At 49.7% G+C, this 19894-nt stretch carries 13 protein-coding genes; 3 read left to right on the forward strand and 10 right to left on the reverse strand.

Features of this window, described 5'->3' with window-relative positions; translation table 11 throughout:
• Nucleotides 1–9: 9 nt before the first annotated feature.
• On the reverse strand, nt 10–7110 hold the full coding sequence (locus OCV37_RS08380) for a VCBS domain-containing protein (RefSeq protein WP_261888070.1): 7101 nt from the start codon (nt 7108–7110) through the stop codon (nt 10–12).
• Between the two features lie 449 nt (nt 7111–7559).
• Between OCV37_RS08380 and OCV37_RS08385 the strand changes: the two genes are divergently transcribed.
• The 3 genes from OCV37_RS08385 to OCV37_RS08395 all read left to right on the forward strand — a co-directional run bounded on the left by OCV37_RS08385 (nt 7560) and on the right by OCV37_RS08395 (nt 10299).
• Nucleotides 7560–8876 (forward strand): TolC family outer membrane protein, encoded by a 1317-nt coding sequence (locus OCV37_RS08385; RefSeq protein WP_038181595.1) that lies wholly within the window; start codon nt 7560–7562, stop codon nt 8874–8876.
• A gap of 1 nt (nt 8877) precedes the next feature.
• Nucleotides 8878–9510 carry an OmpA family protein gene (locus OCV37_RS08390; RefSeq protein ID WP_038181591.1) on the forward strand — a complete coding sequence of 211 codons (633 nt, stop codon included), beginning with the start codon at nt 8878–8880 and terminating at the stop codon, nt 9508–9510.
• Between the two features lie 213 nt (nt 9511–9723).
• Nucleotides 9724–10299 carry a nucleoside triphosphate pyrophosphohydrolase family protein gene (locus tag OCV37_RS08395; RefSeq protein WP_038181588.1) on the forward strand — a complete coding sequence of 192 codons (576 nt, stop codon included), beginning with the start codon at nt 9724–9726 and terminating at the stop codon, nt 10297–10299.
• A gap of 253 nt (nt 10300–10552) precedes the next feature.
• Here OCV37_RS08395 and btuD read toward each other — a convergent pair whose 3' ends face one another.
• The 9 genes from btuD to OCV37_RS08440 all read right to left on the reverse strand — a co-directional run bounded on the left by btuD (nt 10553) and on the right by OCV37_RS08440 (nt 19814).
• Nucleotides 10553–11308 (reverse strand): vitamin B12 ABC transporter ATP-binding protein BtuD, encoded by a 756-nt coding sequence (gene btuD, locus OCV37_RS08400; protein WP_038181587.1) that lies wholly within the window; start codon nt 11306–11308, stop codon nt 10553–10555.
• Entirely contained in the window at nt 11295–12290 is a 996-nt protein-coding gene (gene btuC / locus OCV37_RS08405; protein ID WP_038181583.1) for a vitamin B12 ABC transporter permease BtuC, read from the reverse strand. The genes btuD and btuC overlap by 14 nt, the downstream gene beginning before the upstream one ends.
• A 154-nt stretch (nt 12291–12444) precedes the next feature.
• A complete protein-coding gene (locus tag OCV37_RS08410; protein ID WP_038181581.1) occupies nt 12445–13473 on the reverse strand; it encodes a succinylglutamate desuccinylase in 1029 nt (342 codons plus the stop codon).
• A gap of 298 nt (nt 13474–13771) precedes the next feature.
• Nucleotides 13772–14560: an adenosylcobinamide-GDP ribazoletransferase gene (locus OCV37_RS08415; protein ID WP_038181579.1), complete on the reverse strand. Its 789-nt coding sequence runs from the start codon at nt 14558–14560 to the stop codon at nt 13772–13774.
• Nucleotides 14554–15588, reverse strand: a complete 1035-nt coding sequence (gene cobT, locus OCV37_RS08420) for a nicotinate-nucleotide--dimethylbenzimidazole phosphoribosyltransferase (RefSeq protein WP_038181577.1) — start codon at nt 15586–15588, stop codon at nt 14554–14556. The genes OCV37_RS08415 and cobT overlap by 7 nt, the downstream gene beginning before the upstream one ends.
• A 170-nt stretch (nt 15589–15758) precedes the next feature.
• Nucleotides 15759–16778 carry a phage-like tail protein gene (locus OCV37_RS08425; protein ID WP_038181574.1) on the reverse strand — a complete coding sequence of 340 codons (1020 nt, stop codon included), beginning with the start codon at nt 16776–16778 and terminating at the stop codon, nt 15759–15761.
• Complete coding sequence (locus tag OCV37_RS08430) at nt 16769–16978, reverse strand: tail protein X (RefSeq protein WP_038181572.1); 210 nt, start codon at nt 16976–16978, stop codon at nt 16769–16771. Before OCV37_RS08430 ends, OCV37_RS08425 begins: the two co-directional genes overlap by 10 nt.
• On the reverse strand, nt 16975–17355 hold the full coding sequence (locus OCV37_RS08435; protein ID WP_038181569.1) for a phage tail protein: 381 nt from the start codon (nt 17353–17355) through the stop codon (nt 16975–16977). The genes OCV37_RS08430 and OCV37_RS08435 overlap by 4 nt, the downstream gene beginning before the upstream one ends.
• On the reverse strand, nt 17352–19814 hold the full coding sequence (locus OCV37_RS08440) for a phage tail tape measure protein (RefSeq protein ID WP_038181566.1): 2463 nt from the start codon (nt 19812–19814) through the stop codon (nt 17352–17354). Before OCV37_RS08440 ends, OCV37_RS08435 begins: the two co-directional genes overlap by 4 nt.
• Nucleotides 19815–19894: the final 80 nt, after the last annotated feature.

Consider the following 19894-nt stretch of genomic DNA (forward strand, 5'->3'; position numbering starts at 1 on the left):
CTATCGACATCACGGATGGCAATCGTGCCGCTGACTGCGCGTCACATCCCCGACATCGCCTTCAGTTACCGCACCGGTCAGGGTACCGCTCACCACCGGCGCATCATCCGTGCCGGTGATATCGATGACAATCGCTTGCGTGGTCCCGTCACTGGCGGTCAGGGTAATGGTATCTTTGACCTGCTCGTCTGCGTTCAGCGACTGAACTTTGCTTTGATCTAAGGTGTAAGTCCACTGGCCGTCAACCAGCGTCAGGCTGCCGTAAGTCCCGGTGACCGTGGTATTGGCAAACACCGGATTGTCATTACTATCGACATCACGAATAGCGATCGTGCCGCTGACCTGCGTCACATCCCCGACATCCCCTTCAGTTACCGCGCCGGTCAGGGTACCGCTCACCACCGGCGCATCATCCGTGCCGGTAATATCAATCACAATATCTTGCGTGGTGCCGTCGCTCGCGGTCAGGGTAATGGTGTCTTTGACCTGCTCGTTTTGTGCCAGCGACTGAACTTTGCTTTGATCTAAGGTATAGGTCCACTGGCCGTCAACCAGTGTCAGGCTGCCGTATGCCCCGGTGGCCGTGGTATCGGCAAACTCCGGATTGTCATTGCTATCGACATCACGAATAGCAATCGTGCCGCTGACCTGCGTCACATCCCCGACATCCCCTTCGGTTACCGCCCCGGTGAAGGTGCCGCTCACCACCGGCGCATCATCGGTCCCAGTCACGGTAATGGTCAGCGTGGTCGTACCGCTGGCTCCCAGATCATCGGTGACCGTCACAGGGACTTTAATCACCTGCGTTTCCCCTTCGCCTAATGCATCATATCCAGAGGCATCAAAGCTGTAAGTTCCGTCGGCATTGAGTGTCAGTCCGGTCACTGTCGACTCGGTACTGAACGTTAACGTTTTATCCGCCGGTAAGTCCACATCAGTGGCAGTGATACTCCCGGTAATCGTTTGATCCTGCGTTACTGCCGCCGTGGCTGCCTGCGCCACCGGTGCGTCATTGGTACCAACCACGGTAATCGTCAGCGTGGTGCTATCGGTTGCGCCGCGATCATCGGTCACCGTGACCGGCACTTCGATGATCTGTTTTTCACCGGCGCTCAGTGCGTCATATCCTGACGCATCAAAACGGTAAGTCCCGTCGGCGTTTAAAGTCAGACCGGGAACATTAGATGCTGTGGTAAACACCAGCGACTGACCGGCCGGTAAATCCACATCGGTCGCGGTGATACTGCCGGTAATGGTCGCATCCTCGGCAACTAAAGCTACGGCGGCCTGCGCCACCGGCGCGTCATTGGTACCAACCACGGTAATCGTCAGCGTGGTGCTATCGGTTGCGCCGCGATCATCAGTCACGGTAACCGGCACTTCGATGATCTGTTTCTCACCGGCGCTCAGCGCGTCATACCCTGACGCATCAAAACGGTAAGTCCCGTCGGCGTTTAAAGTCAGACCGGGAACATTAGATTCTGTGGTAAACACCAGCGACTGACCGGCCGGTAAATCCACATCGGTGGCGGTGATACTGCCGGTAATGGTCGCATCCTCGGCAACTAAAGCCACCGCAGCCTGCGCCACCGGCGCGTCATTGGTACCAATCACGGTAATGGTTAAAGTGGTGGTATCGGTCGCGCCGCGATCATCAGTCACGGTAACCGGCACTTCGATGATCTGTTTCTCACCGGCGCTCAGCGCGTCATACCCTGACGCATCAAAACGGTAAGTCCCGTCGGCGTTTAAAGTCAGACCGGGAACATTAGATTCTGTGGTAAACACCAGCGACTGACCGGCCGGTAAATCCACATCGGTGGCGGTGATACTGCCGGTAATGGTCGCATCCTCGGCAACTAAAGCTACGGCGGCCTGCGCCACCGGCGCGTCATTGGTGCCAACCACGGTAATCGTCAGCGTGGTGCTATCGGTTGCGCCGCGATCATCAGTCACGGTAACCGGCACTTCGATGATCTGTTTTTCACCGGCGCTCAGTGCGTCATATCCTGACGCATCAAAACGGTAAGTCCCGTCGGCGTTTAAAGTCAGACCGGGAACATTAGATGCTGTGGTAAACACCAGCGACTGACCGGCCGGTAAATCCACATCGGTCGCGGTGATACTGCCGGTAATGGTTGCATCTTCGGCAACTAAAGCTACGGCGGCCTGCGCCACCGGTGCGTCATTGGTACCAATCACGGTAATGGTTAAAGTGGTGGTATCGGTCGCGCCGCGATCATCAGTCACGGTAACCGGCACTTCGATGATCTGTTTTTCACCAGCGCTCAGTGCGTCATATCCTGACGCATCAAAACGGTAAGTCCCGTCGGCGTTTAAAGTCAGACCGGGAACATTAGATGCTGTGGTAAACACCAGCGACTGACCGGCCGGTAAATCGACATCGGTGGCGGTGATACTGCCGGTAATGGTCGCATCTTCGGCAACTAAAGCCACCGCAGCCTGCGCCACCGGCGCGTCATTGGTACCAACCACGGTAATGGTTAAAGTGGTGGTATCGGTTGCGCCGCGATCATCGGTGACGGTGACCGGCACTTCAATCACCTGTTTTTCACCGACGCTCAGCGCGTCATACCCCGACGCATCAAAACGGTAAGTCCCGTCGGCGTTTAAAGTCAGACCGGGAACATTAGATTCTGTGGTAAACACCAGCGACTGACCGGCCGGTAAATCCACATCGGTGGCGGTAATACTGCCGGTAATGGTCGCATCTTCGGCAACTAAAGCTACGGCGGCCTGCGCCACCGGCGCGTCATTGGTACCAACCACGGTAATCGTCAGCGTGGTGCTATCGGTTGCGCCGCGATCATCGGTCACCGTGACCGGCACTTCGATGACCTGTTTCTCACCAGCGCTCAGTGCGTCATACCCCGACGCATCAAAACGGTAAGTCCCGTCGGCGTTTAAAGTCAGACCCGGGACAGTCGAGTCGGTGGTAAACACCAGCGACTGACCGGCCGGTAAATCGACATCGGTGGCGGTGATACTGCCGGTAATGGTTGCATCTTCGGCAACTAAAGCCACCGCAGCCTGCGCCACCGGCGCGTCATTGGTACCAACCACGGTAATCGTCAGCGTGGTGCTATCGGTTGCGCCGCGATCATCGGTGACGGTAACCGGCACTTCGATGATCTGTTTTTCACCGGCGCTCAGTGCGTCATATCCTGACGCATCAAAACGGTAAGTCCCGTCGGCGTTTAAAGTCAGACCGGGAACATTAGATTCTGTGGTAAACACCAGCGACTGACCGGCCGGTAAATCCACATCGGTGGCGGTGATACTGCCGGTAATGGTCGCATCCTCGGCAACTAAAGCTACGGCAGCCTGCGCCACCGGCGCGTCATTGGTACCAATCACGGTAATCGTCAGCGTGGTGCTATCGGTTGCGCCGCGATCATCGGTGACGGTAACCGGCACTTCGATGACCTGTTTCTCACCGGCGCTCAGCGCGTCATACCCCGACGCATCAAAACGGTAAGTCCCGTCAGCGTTTAAAGTCAGACCCGGGACAGTCGAGTCGGTGGTAAACACCAGCGACTGTCCGGCCGGTAAATCCACATCGGTGGCGGTAATACTGCCGGTAATGGTCGCATCCTCGGCAACTAAAGCCACCGCAGCCTGCGCCACCGGCGCGTCATTGGTACCAATCACGGTAATGGTTAAAGTGGTGGTATCGGTCGCGCCGCGATCATCAGTCACGGTAACCGGCACTTCGATGATCTGTTTCTCACCGGCGCTCAGCGCGTCATACCCTGACGCATCAAAACGGTAAGTCCCGTCGGCGTTTAAAGTCAGACCGGGAACATTAGATGCTGTGGTAAACACCAGCGACTGACCGGCCGGTAAATCCACATCGGTGGCGGTGATACTGCCGGTAATGGTCGCATCCTCGGCAACTAAAGCCACCGCAGCCTGCGCCACCGGCGCGTCATTGGTACCAATCACGGTAATGGTTAAAGTGGTGGTATCGGTCGCGCCGCGATCATCAGTCACGGTAACCGGCACTTCGATGATCTGTTTCTCACCGGCGCTCAGCGCGTCATACCCTGACGCATCAAAACGGTAAGTCCCGTCGGCGTTTAAAGTCAGACCGGGAACATTAGATGCTGTGGTAAACACCAGCGACTGTCCCGCTGGTAGATCGACATCAGTGGCAGTGATACTGCCGGTAATGGTTGCATCTTCGGTTACCGCCGCCGTGGCGGCCTGTGCCACCGGCGCATCGTTGGTACCGGTGATGGTAATCGTTAATGTCGTGGTATCCGTCGCGCCCCGCTCATCAAGCACAGTCACGGGGATTTCGATCACTTGCGTCTCGCCTTCCGACAAGTGGTCATAGCTGGACGCATCAAAACGGTAGGAGCCATCTGGGTTTAAAGTCAACCCGGAGACGGTCGAGTCGGTGGTAAACACCAGCGACTGTCCCGCTGGTAGATCGACGTCAGTGGCAGTGATACTGCCGGTAATGGTTGCATCTTCGGTTACCGCCGCCGTAGCGGCCTGTGCCACCGGCGCATCGTTGGTACCGGTGATGGTAATCGTTAATGTCGTGGTATCAGTTGCGCCCCGCTCATCAAGCACAGTCACGGGGATTTCGATCACTTGCGTCTCGCCTTCCGACAAGTGGTCATAGCTGGACGCATCAAAACGGTAGGAGCCGTCTGGGTTTAAAGTCAACCCGGAGACGGTCGAGTCGGTGGTAAACACCAGCGATTGTCCGGCTGGTAAATCGACATCAGTGGCAGTGATACTGCCGGTAATCGTTGCATCTTCGGTTACCGCCGCCGTGGCGGCCTGTGCCACCGGCGCATCGTTGGTACCGGTGATGGTAATCGTTAATGTCGTGGTATCCGTCGCGCCGCGCTCATCAAGCACAGTCACGGGGATTTCGATCACTTGCGTCTCGCCTTCCGACAAATGGTCATAGCTGGACGCATCAAAACGGTAGGAGCCGTCTGGGTTTAAAGTCAACCCGGAGACGGTCGAGTCGGTGGTAAACACCAGCGACTGTCCGGCCGGTAAATCCACATCGGTGGCGGTGATACTACCGGTAATGGTTGCATCTTCGGTTACCGCCGCCGTAGCGGCCTGTGCCACCGGCGCATCGTTGGTACCGGTGATGGTAATCGTTAATGTCGTGGTATCCGTCGCGCCCCGCTCATCAAGCACAGTCACGGGGATTTCGATCACTTGCGTCTCGCCTTCCGACAAGTGGTCATAGCTGGACGCATCAAAACGGTAGGAGCCGTCTGGGTTTAAAGTCAACCCGGAGACGGTCGAGTCGGTGGTAAACACCAGCGATTGTCCGGCTGGTAAATCGACATCAGTGGCAGTGATACTGCCGGTAATCGTTGCATCTTCGGTTACCGCCGCCGTGGCGGCCTGTGCCACCGGCGCATCGTTGGTACCGGTGATGGTAATCGTTAATGTCGTGGTATCAGTTGCGCCCCGCTCATCAAGCACAGTCACGGGGATTTCGATCACTTGCGTCTCGCCTTCCGACAAGTGGTCATAGCTGGACGCATCAAAACGGTAGGAGCCATCTGGGTTTAAAGTCAACCCGGAGACGGTCGAGTCGGTAGTAAACACCAGCGACTGTCCCGCTGGTAGATCGACATCAGTGGCAGTGATATTACCGGTAATCGTTGCATCTTCGGTTACCGCCGCCGTAGCGGCCTGTGCCACCGGCGCATCGTTGGTACCGGTGATGGTAATCGTTAGTGTCGTGGTATCCGTCGCGCCCCGCTCATCAAGCACAGTCACGGGGATTTCGATCACTTGCGTCTCGCCTTCCGACAAGTGGTCATAGCTGGACGCATCAAAACGGTAGGAGCCATCTGGGTTTAAAGTCAAACCCGGGACGGTCGAGTCGGTGGTAAACACCAGCGACTGTCCGGCCGGTAAATCCACATCGGTGGCGGTGATACTACCAGTAATGGTTGCATCTTCGGTTACCGCCGCCGTGGCGGCCTGTGCCACCGGCGCATCGTTGGTACCGGTGATGGTAATCGTTAGTGTCGTGGTATCCGTCGCGCCCCGCTCATCAAGCACAGTCACGGGGATTTCGATCACTTGCGTCTCGCCTTCCGACAAGTGGTCATAGCTGGACGCATCAAAACGGTAGGAGCCATCTGGGTTTAAAGTCAAACCCGGGACGGTCGAGTCGGTGGTAAACACCAGCGACTGTCCGGCCGGTAAATCCACATCGGTGGCGGTGATACTACCAGTAATGGTTGCATCTTCGGTTACCGCCGCCGTGGCGGCCTGTGCCACCGGCGCATCGTTGGTACCGACAATATTAATGACAATGTTCTGCGTGGTGCCGTCACTGGCCGTCATCGTGATGGTATCACTGACTCGTTGCCCTTCGCCCAAGTCTTGAACTCGACTTTGATCCAGCGTATATGTCCACTGTCCATTGACAAGACTCAGACTACCATACGTACTATTGATGGTCGTATCTGCAAATACAGGGTTATCGTTTGGATCGGCATCACTGATAGTTAAAGAGCCACTCGCCTGAACAACATCACCGATATTACCTTCCGTGACATCCCCAGTGAATGTGCCAGATACGATGGATGCTGAATCTACGGTACTAGTAGATTGAGATACTGGCGCAGCAGATGATAATGTATTGAAAACATCAAGCAGGGCCAGACCTTGTGTGTTTGATAACGATAGGCTGGAAAACCGATAAAGGCCCTGTGTGCTAAAGTCAGTTTGTGCAATCAGTTCATCATTAATCGCTTCAACCGTAGCACTTGTTGACAAACTTGAGCCAATAGAACCACCGGCAGCCGGCGCAAATTCTTCACCTAATTGTGTCGGGTCATCACCTTGCTCGATTGCTGCAAGCAGTTGGTTGACATCATCCGTAATATCAACTTTATCGCCATTCGGTGTAACCACCTTTGCGTTAAGCGCTGTATATTCATCATGGTTTAGAAAATTTCCACCCTCTAGAATAACTACCCCTGGCGGGATGATTTCTCCGGGCTTGATCGTTATCACATTGCCATTCTGATCAATGATAATCACTTGGTCTTTTGCTACATCAGGTAGAGAAATCTTTGACTCAAACCTCATAAGTGGCGCCTCTAAATCACGTATAGATCAATGGTATAATACTAAACACAACGCATATTTATCAGTTCTTAATCGATACACCTGACAATCCCTGTATTGCGCATACTTTTTAATTGTATATCATACAGAAGTCCAACACCATATTCGTGGCACAAGTCACATTGCAAAAAGGGCGCTTTCACAATAATTATCTGGCTTCCTTATGAAAGCTAGCCGCAGGATAATTTAAAACAGTCGCTTTTAAACGCCTGAAAAAAATTAAAAAAGTTATACACTTGTATTTTCATATATTCATGTCAGTGACTATTATTTATACATCTCTAGAAAATTAGATAGTGCTATAATTATTAGTGTAATTCTCATAAATGAGATCAATTTTTTGCGTAGGCTAAACGCTTCAGGCGATATTTTGTATATTTAGTGCAATTGGTCTAAATAGGAGAGGCTTCTTGAAAACATTCCTACTCAAATTTGTGGTATTTCTTGCTGTTTTTATCAGTGGTAATGTTCTCGCACAATCACTTGAACAAGCAGTCTCTATTACATTGGCAACAAACCCAGAACTAGAAAGTTCATTTAATCAGTATCAGAGTAAATTACAAAATTCCAGAGCCTCTGAGGGCGCTTACCTGCCTAAAGTGGATTTAGATGCAGGGATTGGGTACGAAGGGATCGAACCTGCCGCTGCAAATGCCAAAGAAAATACTGATTTAACAAGAAAAGAGGTGACCATATCCTTGACTCAATTGATTTGGGATGGTTCTTCAACGCTCAATGATATGGGGAGAACAACGGCAGAAGCAGAGGCCAGTCGCTATCAATTACTCGCTGATGCGTCGGATAAAGCTTTGGAAGTGACAAAACTGTATCTGGATGCAGAAAAAGCGAGCGATGTCTTAACGTTATCTGAAGCAAATCTACAGATACATAAGAAAATTTATCGGGATATTAAGCGCAGAACTGAGTCAGGGTTAGGCTCTACCGCCGATGTGACTCAAGTTGAAGCCCGTGTTGCAAAAGCCGAAGCCAATTTGCTGGCCGCCCAAAATAATCTCTTTGAAACCCATTCAAAATTCAAAGAAACAGTTGGAGAACAACCGGTTGAGCTGACGTTTCCTCAGGCCAATCAGGAACAAATTCCTCACAGCTTTCAGGATGCAAAAACTCAAGCATTGAAATCACACCCAATTATGCAAGTAACCCAGCAAAATATTGCTGCAGCCCGTTACCAGTATAAGCAAAATCAGTCGCCGTATTATCCGAGTATCTCTTTGCAGGCGAATCATAGTATCCGAAATGATGCTGCGGGATATATCGGAACGAGTACAGAAACAACGGCAATGATACGAATGCATTATAATCTCTACAATGGCGGTTCTGACCTAGCCAATGAAAAAAGTGCAGCTTATGCGTTAAATAAAGCAAAAGATTTACGGGAAAAATCATACCGGGAAGTTTTAGGCGGGCTTGAGTTGTCTTGGCAAGCACTTGATTTTTCAAGCCAAAGACGAACTTTTCTTGCAGATTTGGTTGATTCCGTATCAAAAACAGTAATTGCATATGAAAAACAATATCAGATCGGTCAACGTACATTGCTTGATTTGCTGAATAGTGAAAATGAGCTCTTTGAGGCCCGGAAGGAATATCTTGAGGCAAAATATACTGAAGCGTATGCACAATACCGTGTCATGAATGCCGTAGGTAATTTGCTTGATAGTCTGAAAGTTACGCTCCCACAAGAATGGGTGGCCCACTCAGGTGATTAAGATGAAATTCAATTATTTGCTCTTATTAGTCTCATTGCCGGTTTGGTCAGCGAATATTGCTGACCAAAGTCAGGATGAATATGATTACATTCCTACCCCAACCGTTGTGCAAGCTTTTGACCTGGCAGATTCAGATCATGATGGTGTCATCAATGCACGGGATTTATGTCCTAACACCCCGAAAAACGCCAAAATAGATAACGATGGTTGTGAAACGTATTACCGAAGTAAAACCCAACGGCAACTACGAATTTTATTTGAGAACGACTCAAGTCATATTAATTCCATCTTTACTCTACAGATTAAACAGATGGCACTTTTTTTAGCAAAGTATCCTGAAACGTCAATCGAGCTCAGAGGCTATGCCAGTCCTAGTGGTGAAGCGCAATATAACCAAGCATTATCCAAACAGCGAGCGGACAGCGTGAAGGCTCGGCTGATAGCGGAAGGTGTCCCGGCAAACAGAATCAGGATTGTCGGATTTGGTGAGTCTCATCCTGAAGCGACAGGTGAAGATCAAATCAGTGATGCCAAAAATCGCCGGGTTTCTGCGACAGTTGTAGGTTATAAGGGGGATGTCGAGAAAAAATGGACGATTTTCTCTACACTTCCGCCCAACCGACATACTTATTAGTCATCTATTCCGACAAAACCTCCCAACAGAAAAGCTCTGCTATGGCAGAGACGTTATCATTCAACCACACAGACGATTGATAAAGATGAGATGTACCACTTTTCGGTCTGGGATGTTACTCTTCGCTGATGATCTTTCTTGGGCTGAAACTATCACAACGGATAGTTCAGCCTGATTTTTTGCATGAAATACAATAGCTTTGAGATGACACCCATGTATTTATCTAAGTTAACACCAGCTGTGTTCACACATTTATATAACGATATCGTTGAATTCCGTCGTACTTTCGACCTTCCCGTCAACCAACCAAGTAGTCTCGACAAAGACGCAGATACGCTCCATACATCACTGGCAATTGAAGAGCTGACTGAACTTGCGGAAGCTCAGGATAAAGTTGAACAGGCTGATGCGATTGTAGATACCGTTTACGTTCTGATGGGACGTCTGGTGCACCTTGGTGATGAGACTCCCGCCCATAATCCGGGTATCAGTTATCTGATTGATTTGCTGTTAAATGTTGCGGCTCATCGCAACATCGATTTCATTCCGTGCTGGGATGAGGTCCATAGTTCAAATATGAGTAAGGTCTGCCGTAACCAAACCGAATACGATGAGACGGAATCATTTTATGCGAAGCAAGGCATCAAACTATCTCCGGTCATTAAAGGAGACTATATCATTGCCAAATGTGCGGAAGATTTTGTCAGTGCAGAAAAAACGATTCGTCAGGGAAAAGTTCTGAAATCAGTCTATTATCGTCCAGCTGATCTGACCAAGCTGACTCAATAGCATAAAAAAGTGGCCACTTTGTGGAGCAAAGTGGCCAAGGAGACTATAAAAAGCCTAACAAGAACGAGAATGTATCAATTGTATTAATGCGATTTGTGTGCCAACTTTTTAAAATAAATTAACTGTCTGATTTTTATATAGATAATTTAAATCACTTCAAAATATGACTCATTCTGTTTCCGGCCCGGTTGCTCTAGCATTGTGCTTGATGCACCAAAACTATTCATGCACAACAACTATTCATGCACAACAACTAATCAAAAAGTAGATACGATTTCCCTTGAATATCCACAGACTGAACTTTCGTCTGGAAGGCCTCTGCGACATGTTCAGGTGTCAGCACAGCTCGCGTGTCTCCCCACTGTTGCATAACCCCTCGATTGAGTAATAACGTTTTGTCGGCATAGCGAAGTGTTCGATTCAAGTCATGGTTCGCCATAATGACCGTCAGTCCCATTCGGTTAATGTCTTGTAATAATTCATACAGCATATACTCCTGCCCGACATCCAGTGCAGCGGCTGGTTCATCCAAAATCATAAACCGGGCATGGGGATTCAGTGTCGGCCATACTTGCAAACAGCTACCAGCCAACCTGACACGTTGCCACTCTCCCCCGGAAATTTGGTGGATCGACCGGTGTAATTTATCCTGCAAATTTAAGCGTCGAACCAATAATTCAATGATTTCAGCTGACTGTTCGAGCGTAACCGATAAGAAAGATGGCACCGAGAGCGCCAGATACTGGCAGACATCGATGGCAAAAGCCGGACGTTCCTGTTGCGGCAAATAGGCTCGGATTTTAGCCAGTTCCGGTAAAGTAAGGCACGTCAAATCGTCCTCCCCAAATCGTACACGACCTTGATGAGCGATCAAGCCAGCCAACGCAGCCAACAATGTACTTTTACCGCTGCCATTCGGGCCGGTAATATGGATCAATTCACCTTGAGCACAATCAAAGCTCAAAGGGAGCAAGCGCGTACCGACACAAAGATCTTTAACGTGAATCATGATTTTTCAATAACATCCATATAAATACTGGCGCACCAAGCGTTGTTGTGACAACACCTAAAGGCAATTCAGCGGCATCAAGCGCCGTCCGGGAAATTAAATCCGCAAAAACCAGCAGCAATGCCCCAGCAACGGCTGAAAGTGGTAACAGATAACGGTTCTCAGTCCCGAAGGCCAAGCGCAGCAAATGAGGAACAACCAGTCCGACAAAGCCGATAATCCCGCCTAAAGCCACCGATGCCCCCACCAGCACTGCTACAGCAACAACCAGCTTCCAGCGCACACGATGTACATCAATCCCGAGCTGTTTTGCGTGTATCTCCCCCATCATCAACCGATCCAATACCCGTCCCTGTCCAATCAGCCATATTAAAACGGGTAATATCAACAATGAAAGTAAATGGTAAGACCAATCAATACCACCAATGCTCCCCATCAACCAGTACATCAATTGTCTCAGACTCAAATCGGTACTGAAGTAAAACGCCCAGGTCACTACCGAGCGAGCCAGAATCCCCAGCGCGACACCGACCAGCAATAGCCGAATTGTCGTCAATTTCATACTGCGAGCGATTCCGACCAAAATAATGGTGAAAATCATAGCACCGACAATGGCACCAAACATAAAAACCAGTGGCGTAGCAGCAAACGGGAAGAAAAACAGAATAACCACCATTGCTACACTTGCGCCGCCGGAGACACCAATAATTCCCGGTTCAGCCAGAACATTTCCCAGCAACACTTGTAGGGTGGTCCCTGAGACAGCCAGACATGCACCAATCACCATCGCAGCAAGCAACCGGGGTAAACGGAGTTCCACAATCAATTGCTGCTCAAACCCTGTCATTTCATGCCATGGTGCAATGAAAACTTCTCCGGCAAAAACGTAAACAGCACTAGAAACTACTAGCAGCGCACTCATCGTGATCATGGCACGATACCAACGCTTCCTTTTTTCAAAAAGAAGTTGAGTAAAATTCATGAATTATCAAATTAGACAGATCAGGTGGGCTCACCTTAACGTTTCACCCCAAAAATAGAAAGAGGTCATGCCATGATTATTCCTATCTGGCAGACCTCTGCTTTGAAATATATGCGCAGGTGGGTAACCGGCATCCTCAGATCACCAATAACGGTTAATCATAAACCAGTTGATTCAACTCATATCTCACCGTGACCGGGCAAACCATCAATAATGCTGGCTCACCGATTTGAACATGTTTGTCGGGGAAGAGGATCGCCTCCCCTTCATTTTTTGCCATCAAGGGTTTATCCCCGTCATGCCCAAACACTTCTCCGTGCATAAACGAGGTAAAGTTTTCAATCTCATCTGCAAAAATAAAATCAAAATCTTCATTGAGTCGCACAATGGTCCGGCTTACCCGATAAAATTTTATTTTCCTTGGCAGGTGTTCATTCACTTCCCGGGCGCACAAATCCCGGAGCGTAATATCAAATGCATTAAAGCCCTCTAACGGGCTTTGTCCGAGTCGGGATGATTGACCCAGTTCTATCGCCAAAGAGCGAGCGGAATAACAATCTGCGGTATACCAGCTGAAAGAACTGGAGGGAGCATTGGCTAAAACTAATGCATCAAGGTGGGCTAATTCAGCAAAGTGAATGAGTTCTTTCGGTCGAACAGGATGACGAACTTTTGGGCTAATCGCGAACGAATGATAGCGGGAAGGGTTTAACGTACTATGTAAATCAAAATGCCAGCGTTGATCACTGGGGGTGTCTTTCCAGAATGATTTGAGGAGCACTTTCAAATTATCGGCGATCACCAACTCTTGTGAAGACTCTCTGGGTTTATCATCAAATAAACGTTCCAGATTCTCATCGAAAAATCGCGTATGGTGTTTGAGCGCTTCTAAATGGGCAATAATGAACAGACAATGTTCCCGAATTGGCTGGAACCCGCTGTCGATGTCAGAGACAATCCGATTCACTAATTCTACCGGACCAGCATCTTTACCATGAATCGCACATGAGACAACAATATGCTGTGTTTGCTCATCCATTTGCGGTGGAATCACTTCCAGAATCCCCGGGGCATGCAGTTTTAACAACACACCATCGTCTGTTGTATATTCACTCGATAAAAGAGCACCATCACTATATAAACTGTCAATCAGAAATGATTGACGAAAAAGTGAATTGCTCATGTGTTACTCCTTCAACCGATAGAACAGCAATGTAAAGGCCTGACCGACCGCAGTGCCCAGTGATTCGACAAAGCGCAATTTTATCATTAAGTTGCAGAAAAGCATTGCGTGATTATTCACAATGTGACACCAATGCTTTTTACAGCGTATCTGGTACTCACCATCCGTTGATCTAAGATCGTCCTATCCATCACACACCAGCGAACTTTATGATTTGCAAGCTGAGTGATTCAGCAAGCTTAATGACTCAACAGATATAGTGATTCAACAAACTGAACGATTCAACAAACATCGTCATTCAAAGCAATGTCCCCTGAGGCATCAGGGTCGCAGCCAGAATCAGATAGATCGTCAATTCCGTGATCTGCTGAACGCCCCCCAGGCAATCCCCGGTAAAGCCACCAATGCGGCAGAGTAGCCACCGTTTTAAAGCAAATCGTAACAAGCAGCAGACACATCCAATGATCAACACGATAGAGAAATCCAAACCGATACACGGAATTATACCGAAAAACAGTAGGATTCCTAACTCTCGGATTGTCTGACGACTGGCTAACGGCTTGCTTTTACTGGTCTGGGTATCCGATACGTACGGCATATCATAGATAAGAGAAGCCGCGACAGCTCGGCTGAGTCCATACCCAACCAACAAAACTTGTAACATAGAGCTCTGCATTGCCAGAGAAGAAAGCACACTATATTTCAAGAGTAACGCCATGATTAATGCCGAAGCACCATAGGTCCCAATCCGGCTATCTTTCATGATTGCCAGACGTCGTTCTGTCGTCATCCCACCGCCAATCCCATCTGCCATATCGGTCAAACCATCTTCATGAAACGCCCCCGTCAATAGCAAACTACACACCATCATCAGAAGAATACTCAAGTGTTCAGGCAGCACCAGCGCACAGAGACTATAAACGCCATAGCAAATCAATCCGAGCAGTACACCCACCAATGAGAAATAGCGGCCGGACTGATTCATTCGCTCAGTCGAATAAGGCACCGATGCAGGCACCGGAATCCGAGTGAAAAAGCTCAATGATAAGAGAAACAGTTCAGCTTGATATGTGGCCCGACTTAACATGTCACCTCAACGCCTGCTTCCGAAAAACTAGCCATAGTATTATAAAATTCAGCTGCGGCACGAACGAGCGACACAGCAAGCACAGCGCCAGTCCCCTCACCCAAGCGTAAATCAAGATCAAGCAGCGGATTGGCATCTAATATTTTCAACGCGCGCTGATGCCCTGATTCTTGTGATTGATGCGCAAAAATCATTAGTTCCCGACATTCGGGTTGCAGTTGCGTCGCGACCAGAGCCGCAACAGTGACAATAAAGCCATCGACGAGAATGGGGACCTGTTGCTCAGCGGCCGCTAAAAAAGCGCCAACCATCTGGACAATCTCGAACCCGCCGACTTCCGCAAGGACTGTTTTTGGACCTTGCCCTTTTGCCCTTTGAACACCGGCCGTCACCAAGGCAACTTTCTTCTGATACTGTTGCGGGGAAATCCCCGTACCCAGACCGACACAAGATTCAACATCACTATCTGACAATGCAGCCAAAATTGCCGCTGCACTGCTGGTGTTCCCAATCCCCATTTCACCGAACATGATCAAGTTCGAGCCATTGTGAATTGTCTCCAGGGCAACTTTCCGCCCTAACTCAATCCCTTGTTCCACCTGCGCCACCGTCATTGCGGGTTCTTTTGCCAAGTTTCCCGTCCGCTCGCCAAGGCGTTGTACAATCAATTGCGGCGAATCAGATTCAACCGGAATTAAAATGCCTGCGTCGATCACTTTCAGTTCAACCTGATTGGCCCGGCAAAAACAGTTCACCCCTGCACCACCGGCAAGAAAATTGAGCACCATCTGCTGTGTTACCGCACTTGGCGCGATGCTTACGCCTTCATCAGCAATACCGTGATCACCGGCAAACACCAGCACGGTCGGCTGATGAATCCGGATTTGCGCAACCGGTTGAGTCAGTCCCTGACTCTGAATCAATGCGAGTTGATGTGCCACTGCCTCTAATTTACCTAAAGCCCCAAGCGGTTTCGTTTTCTGGTCAATTCGGTTTTGAATCACATCACTCAGACTGGTATCCAACATTTCTCATCCTCTTATAGCAAGCAACAGCAGCAAATTTTCATCATACCTCAATGCATTCAAGTCTAACCGGAATCTAAGGTTTCAGCTATGTTACTGTTTTTTCGGACAGAAGATGTGACGAGCGCACAGAAATATCAACGACCAAGCGAACAATGATCATCAAAGCGTCGTCATTGAGTCTTTCTTGCCGGTCGTGTCGCTGTCACAGAACAGCGATAACCACCGGAACTATCACCGCGAGCGGTCACTTGATCAATCGACCACCGGCCAACCATTTCCGGGGGAAACGATGTGTTGAGTTCAAGAATGCCCTCTGCGACCAAATACGGGTCGCCGGGCAAATCCATTCTGATGCTGTCTTTTTCACGCTTGATTTTCTGCAGTTCTTCATGACATGCCTGTTGCGCTGTAGATGAAGCTTCGTAAACCTGTTGCAACATCAAAAAAGGGGCTTCTCCGGAAGTGACTTCATATTCCAGTCCGGTAGACCCCTCAATCCATTTCGCTTTGACACCCAAAAAATTTCTTCGGCTCGCGAGTTCGAGCTGGCAATTGATAAACCGTCTGAAATCTGAGGGATCATTATTATCGGAGACATCTACCGTCACTGACGGGACATCTTGCCCCGTGATAGTTTTAATCTGTCCTTTTTCAGCCAGTACATACAATCCATCGACCGGTTTAGCAATTCCGTCATGGCACTTTGCCAGACGGACTAAGAAAGCGCTATCCGTTTCGTTCATCTGATCGATATGTTTAAACCACACCGTTTCAAATTTAGAAGCCACTCGCGGACTAAAACCATGTGATGTCACCAGCTGACGGAAAATCTCAGCCAGCGATATTTCAGTAAACGTCCGCGTATGGCGCTCTTTAAATCCGGTGTTGTCTTGAGCCTGAAACGGTGCAGCGGTCGCCACAATCGTGACTGTCGGAGGAAACAGTTTGGGTGAAATACGGGTAATCACATACTTCCCCTTATGGACGAGCCGATCATCATACCCTTCAGAAAATACCAATTCGGCACCTTCTTTCGGGAGCCCGGTCTGTCCTGCCGTATCAATATGTAATGTAATCTGATCCGACTGAGCCGCAGAAACATCAATCCGTTCCCATGAGGTCAGCCGTGAATTGATAATTTGCTCCCCGGGCCCACTGATTCGGACCCGCGGCATGATTCCTAATCCCATATGTTCATCACCCTCGTCGGCACTGGTTCGGGGAGTATCGGCAACTTGATTTCGACACCTGCCGGCAGCACTGGCCCGTAAAGTGCCAGACCGGGATTGACCATATAAAGCGCCTCTTCCGCTTCATCATCATCCCGACCCAGTGACAGCCATAATAATTGCGGCACTAAATCTCCGTCACGACTAACCACGGTTCTCATTCTGCATATTCCTCTAATTCAATGGAGAAACCCACCACAAAGGCAGTCCCGTCATCGATAATCCGATCTTGTTTTTCTTGCAGTTGTTTGATGACCCACCGCCCCATGGTCTGCCCGTATCCGTCTGACAGCACTAAAGGTTTTCGCTGCGCCTGTAACTGTCTCAGCGCCTTCATATTGTTCATGCCTTCGCCACGAAACCAGGTGCCATTGATGCTGATTTTCTCCAGACTCTGCCCCATATTCTGACTGATGGGTTTCTGACCATAACGAGGGACAGAAACCCATCCCCCATCGCTGGTGCGCTGCAAACTTTCATACGGTGTCTGTTCACTCAATGAGAACACAAAGCCACCTAATGACATCATTTTTCTCATGTATTGCTCCTGTCTAAAAGACTGGCATCTGCCCGGGTTGCAACATCATTATTCCCCATCAGGATCGGGCTCAGCTCAGCTTTCATCCGCTCTAACAGCTGCTGACTAACCCCTTGGTCATAGGTCGGATTACCGGATGGCGTGATATGAATAACGGGGGCAAAGTTAATTTGTTGTTGGGTAGATTTTTCGAGCTGTTTACTCTGCTTAGCAACCGTTGCCGGGGCGGCTTTATCGGTTTTATCTTCACCAAACCAAGAGACGACCTGATCACTCAACATCCCCCCCAACATGCCGCCAAGAGATAAAAAGGATGCGCCTTTCATCGCGATTCCACCGAGGGATTTCAGCGAAATACCGCGCTGTTTTTTGAGCGGATCTTGCTTCGAAGCATGTTTCTTCGAAGAATTCGGTTTCGAAGAATTTCGCTGGGACGGATCCTGTTTGTCGTTGCTCTCATCACTCGAACCAAACAGTGAACCGACCGTATCGCCAAGCCAACGCCCGACTTCACTGCCGCCTAACCCGCCCACGACAGAACCAATGAGACCACCGACAGCCGTACCAAGAATGGGAACCACAGAGCCAATTGCAGCCCCGGCCATCGCACCGGAAGCCGCACCGCCCATTCCCCCGAGCAGATCACCGGCCTTCCCTGCTATCTTTTTAGGATTGCCCTTGGCGATCGCAGAAACCAGTTCGACCCCGTTGAGAGCCATATCCAGAGGGCGGAATAACTTCCTCCCAAGGCCTTTAAATACAGCACCGGCTTTAGGCATCAAACTTGAAATACCCGACTTTAGTTTCACACCACTAAACATCTTCCCGGCAGTCCGGGCGCTGAATAATCTCTTACCAATACCATTGCCTTTAGCGACAGCACCGGCTTTGGGCATCAAACTTGAGATGCCCGACTTTAGTTTGGCACCCTTAAATACATTTCCGACAACTCGGGGAAAGCGAGTGAGCAACTGACCGAACCGCGCAGATTTACGACGGAAGCTGCCGGCAAAACGACGCCGGAACCGTGAACGCTTCCGAGGATTTTTGTTACGCTTGCGGCGTGATTCACGATCATCGCCATATCCGGAATCACTGCCCTGTTGCGACCCAAGCGCATTCAACTCCCGATTCAGTCGGGCTAGCTGACGCGTAGCGCGCCGGGCGGCTTGCCGGGTTCTGTCCAATTCACCGGCAAACACATTACGTTCCGAATTGAGACGATCTTTACCTCCGCCCTTCATCCCACGGAAAAAATTAACAACCGTCGATCCGACTTTGAGTAACGGAATCGCAGCCGCTGTCACAGCCAGTAAACCCGTGGCAAGTTTAGGATTTGTTTGGGCGAATGCACTCATACTATCGACCACAGTGAGCAACGGTGGCAGCATTTTCTCCACAACCGGTAATAACCCTTCACCCAGCGTGGTGCTTATCTGTTCGAAACGCGCACTGAGTTGCGCCAACTTATAAGCAGAGGTATTGGATACCGTCTTGTAGTCACTGCCGATACTATTCGAATAGTTGCTCTTCTCAGCCGTGAGCTTCGATGCGGCAATGAAACCTTTATTATTCTGATCTAAATTATCGACGAGCTTTAAAATCGCGGCTGTGGATTTATCACCAAACAGGTCAGAAACAACCCCTTGGCGTTTTTCTGCCGAAACATTTTTTAAACGCTGGAAAACATCAGTCAATGTTCCCTGAGCATCCGTTTGCATTCGGTGAGCCAAATCAGCAGGATCAATATCCAGCGTCTTCATCGCGGCTTGCTGTTGCACTTTGTCAGTTTTTCCAGCGGTGAGTGTCCCAAGAATACTGTGGATAGCTTCACCGGCCTGTTTTTCACTGGCACCACCAGCCAGCAGGCTGGCGGATAATGCTGCTGTTTGCTGAACATTCAATCCGGCATTGAGGCCGGCATCTCCCTGTTCAGACACAACGGCAGCTACCGATTTCGCCTTAACCCCCATACTATGACTCAAGGCATTTGTTGCATTCGCCAATCCGACAGCTTGCTGCTGAGAGAGCTGCATCGAAGTGCGCCAACGGGCCAGTGTCTCAGTTGCTTCTCTTGCCGATACATTCCATACAACAGCGACTTTTGAGACAGATTCAGCAAATGACAATAGCTGTTCTTTTCCAATGCCGGATTGGGCTCCATCACTGACAATCTGGTTAACATCTGCCTGTTTTACCCCCAACTGACCAGCCAAATGCTGCATTTTATCCTGATATTGACGGGCTTCCTGGTCACTGGCAAAGTGAACTGATTTTTTAACATCAGCAAATGAACGTTCATAGGTCACTGCCTGTTTGAGCGGTTTCAAGATCGGTGTGACAGCACTCACCACCTCCGCCTTCACATCCCCGGCCGACGGTAATTTATCGACGAGGTTTTCCATTGTTTTCTGACGGGGAATCACCGTCACTTGAGTCGTTATTGTCGAATCAGCCATGACTTATCTCTTCTCTATCCCCAGTTTTGCCGCAGCTAAGTAGTAACGGCGCAAAGCATCATCAATACGCCACTCCATGA

The sequence above is a fragment of the Vibrio rhizosphaerae genome (genome assembly GCF_024347095.1).
Classification (GTDB): Bacteria; Pseudomonadota; Gammaproteobacteria; order Enterobacterales; family Vibrionaceae; genus Vibrio; species Vibrio rhizosphaerae.

What these genes read in the sequence shown, in the direction of transcription:
- OCV37_RS08380 (WP_261888070.1), bottom strand. Translation starts at nt 7,110, where the DNA reads ATGAGGTTTGAGTCAAAGATTTCTCTACCTGATGTAGCAAAAGACCAA.
- OCV37_RS08395 (WP_038181588.1), top strand. Translation starts at nt 9,724, where the DNA reads ATGTATTTATCTAAGTTAACACCAGCTGTGTTCACACATTTATATAAC.
- OCV37_RS08440 (WP_038181566.1), bottom strand. Translation starts at nt 19,814, where the DNA reads ATGGCTGATTCGACAATAACGACTCAAGTGACGGTGATTCCCCGTCAG.
- btuC (WP_038181583.1), bottom strand. Translation starts at nt 12,290, where the DNA reads ATGAATTTTACTCAACTTCTTTTTGAAAAAAGGAAGCGTTGGTATCGT.
- OCV37_RS08390 (WP_038181591.1), top strand. Translation starts at nt 8,878, where the DNA reads ATGAAATTCAATTATTTGCTCTTATTAGTCTCATTGCCGGTTTGGTCA.
- OCV37_RS08435 (WP_038181569.1), bottom strand. Translation starts at nt 17,355, where the DNA reads ATGAGAAAAATGATGTCATTAGGTGGCTTTGTGTTCTCATTGAGTGAA.
- OCV37_RS08430 (WP_038181572.1), bottom strand. Translation starts at nt 16,978, where the DNA reads ATGAGAACCGTGGTTAGTCGTGACGGAGATTTAGTGCCGCAATTATTA.
- OCV37_RS08410 (WP_038181581.1), bottom strand. Translation starts at nt 13,473, where the DNA reads ATGAGCAATTCACTTTTTCGTCAATCATTTCTGATTGACAGTTTATAT.
- OCV37_RS08425 (WP_038181574.1), bottom strand. Translation starts at nt 16,778, where the DNA reads ATGGGATTAGGAATCATGCCGCGGGTCCGAATCAGTGGGCCCGGGGAG.
- btuD (WP_038181587.1), bottom strand. Translation starts at nt 11,308, where the DNA reads ATGATTCACGTTAAAGATCTTTGTGTCGGTACGCGCTTGCTCCCTTTG.
- OCV37_RS08415 (WP_038181579.1), bottom strand. Translation starts at nt 14,560, where the DNA reads ATGTTAAGTCGGGCCACATATCAAGCTGAACTGTTTCTCTTATCATTG.
- cobT (WP_038181577.1), bottom strand. Translation starts at nt 15,588, where the DNA reads ATGTTGGATACCAGTCTGAGTGATGTGATTCAAAACCGAATTGACCAG.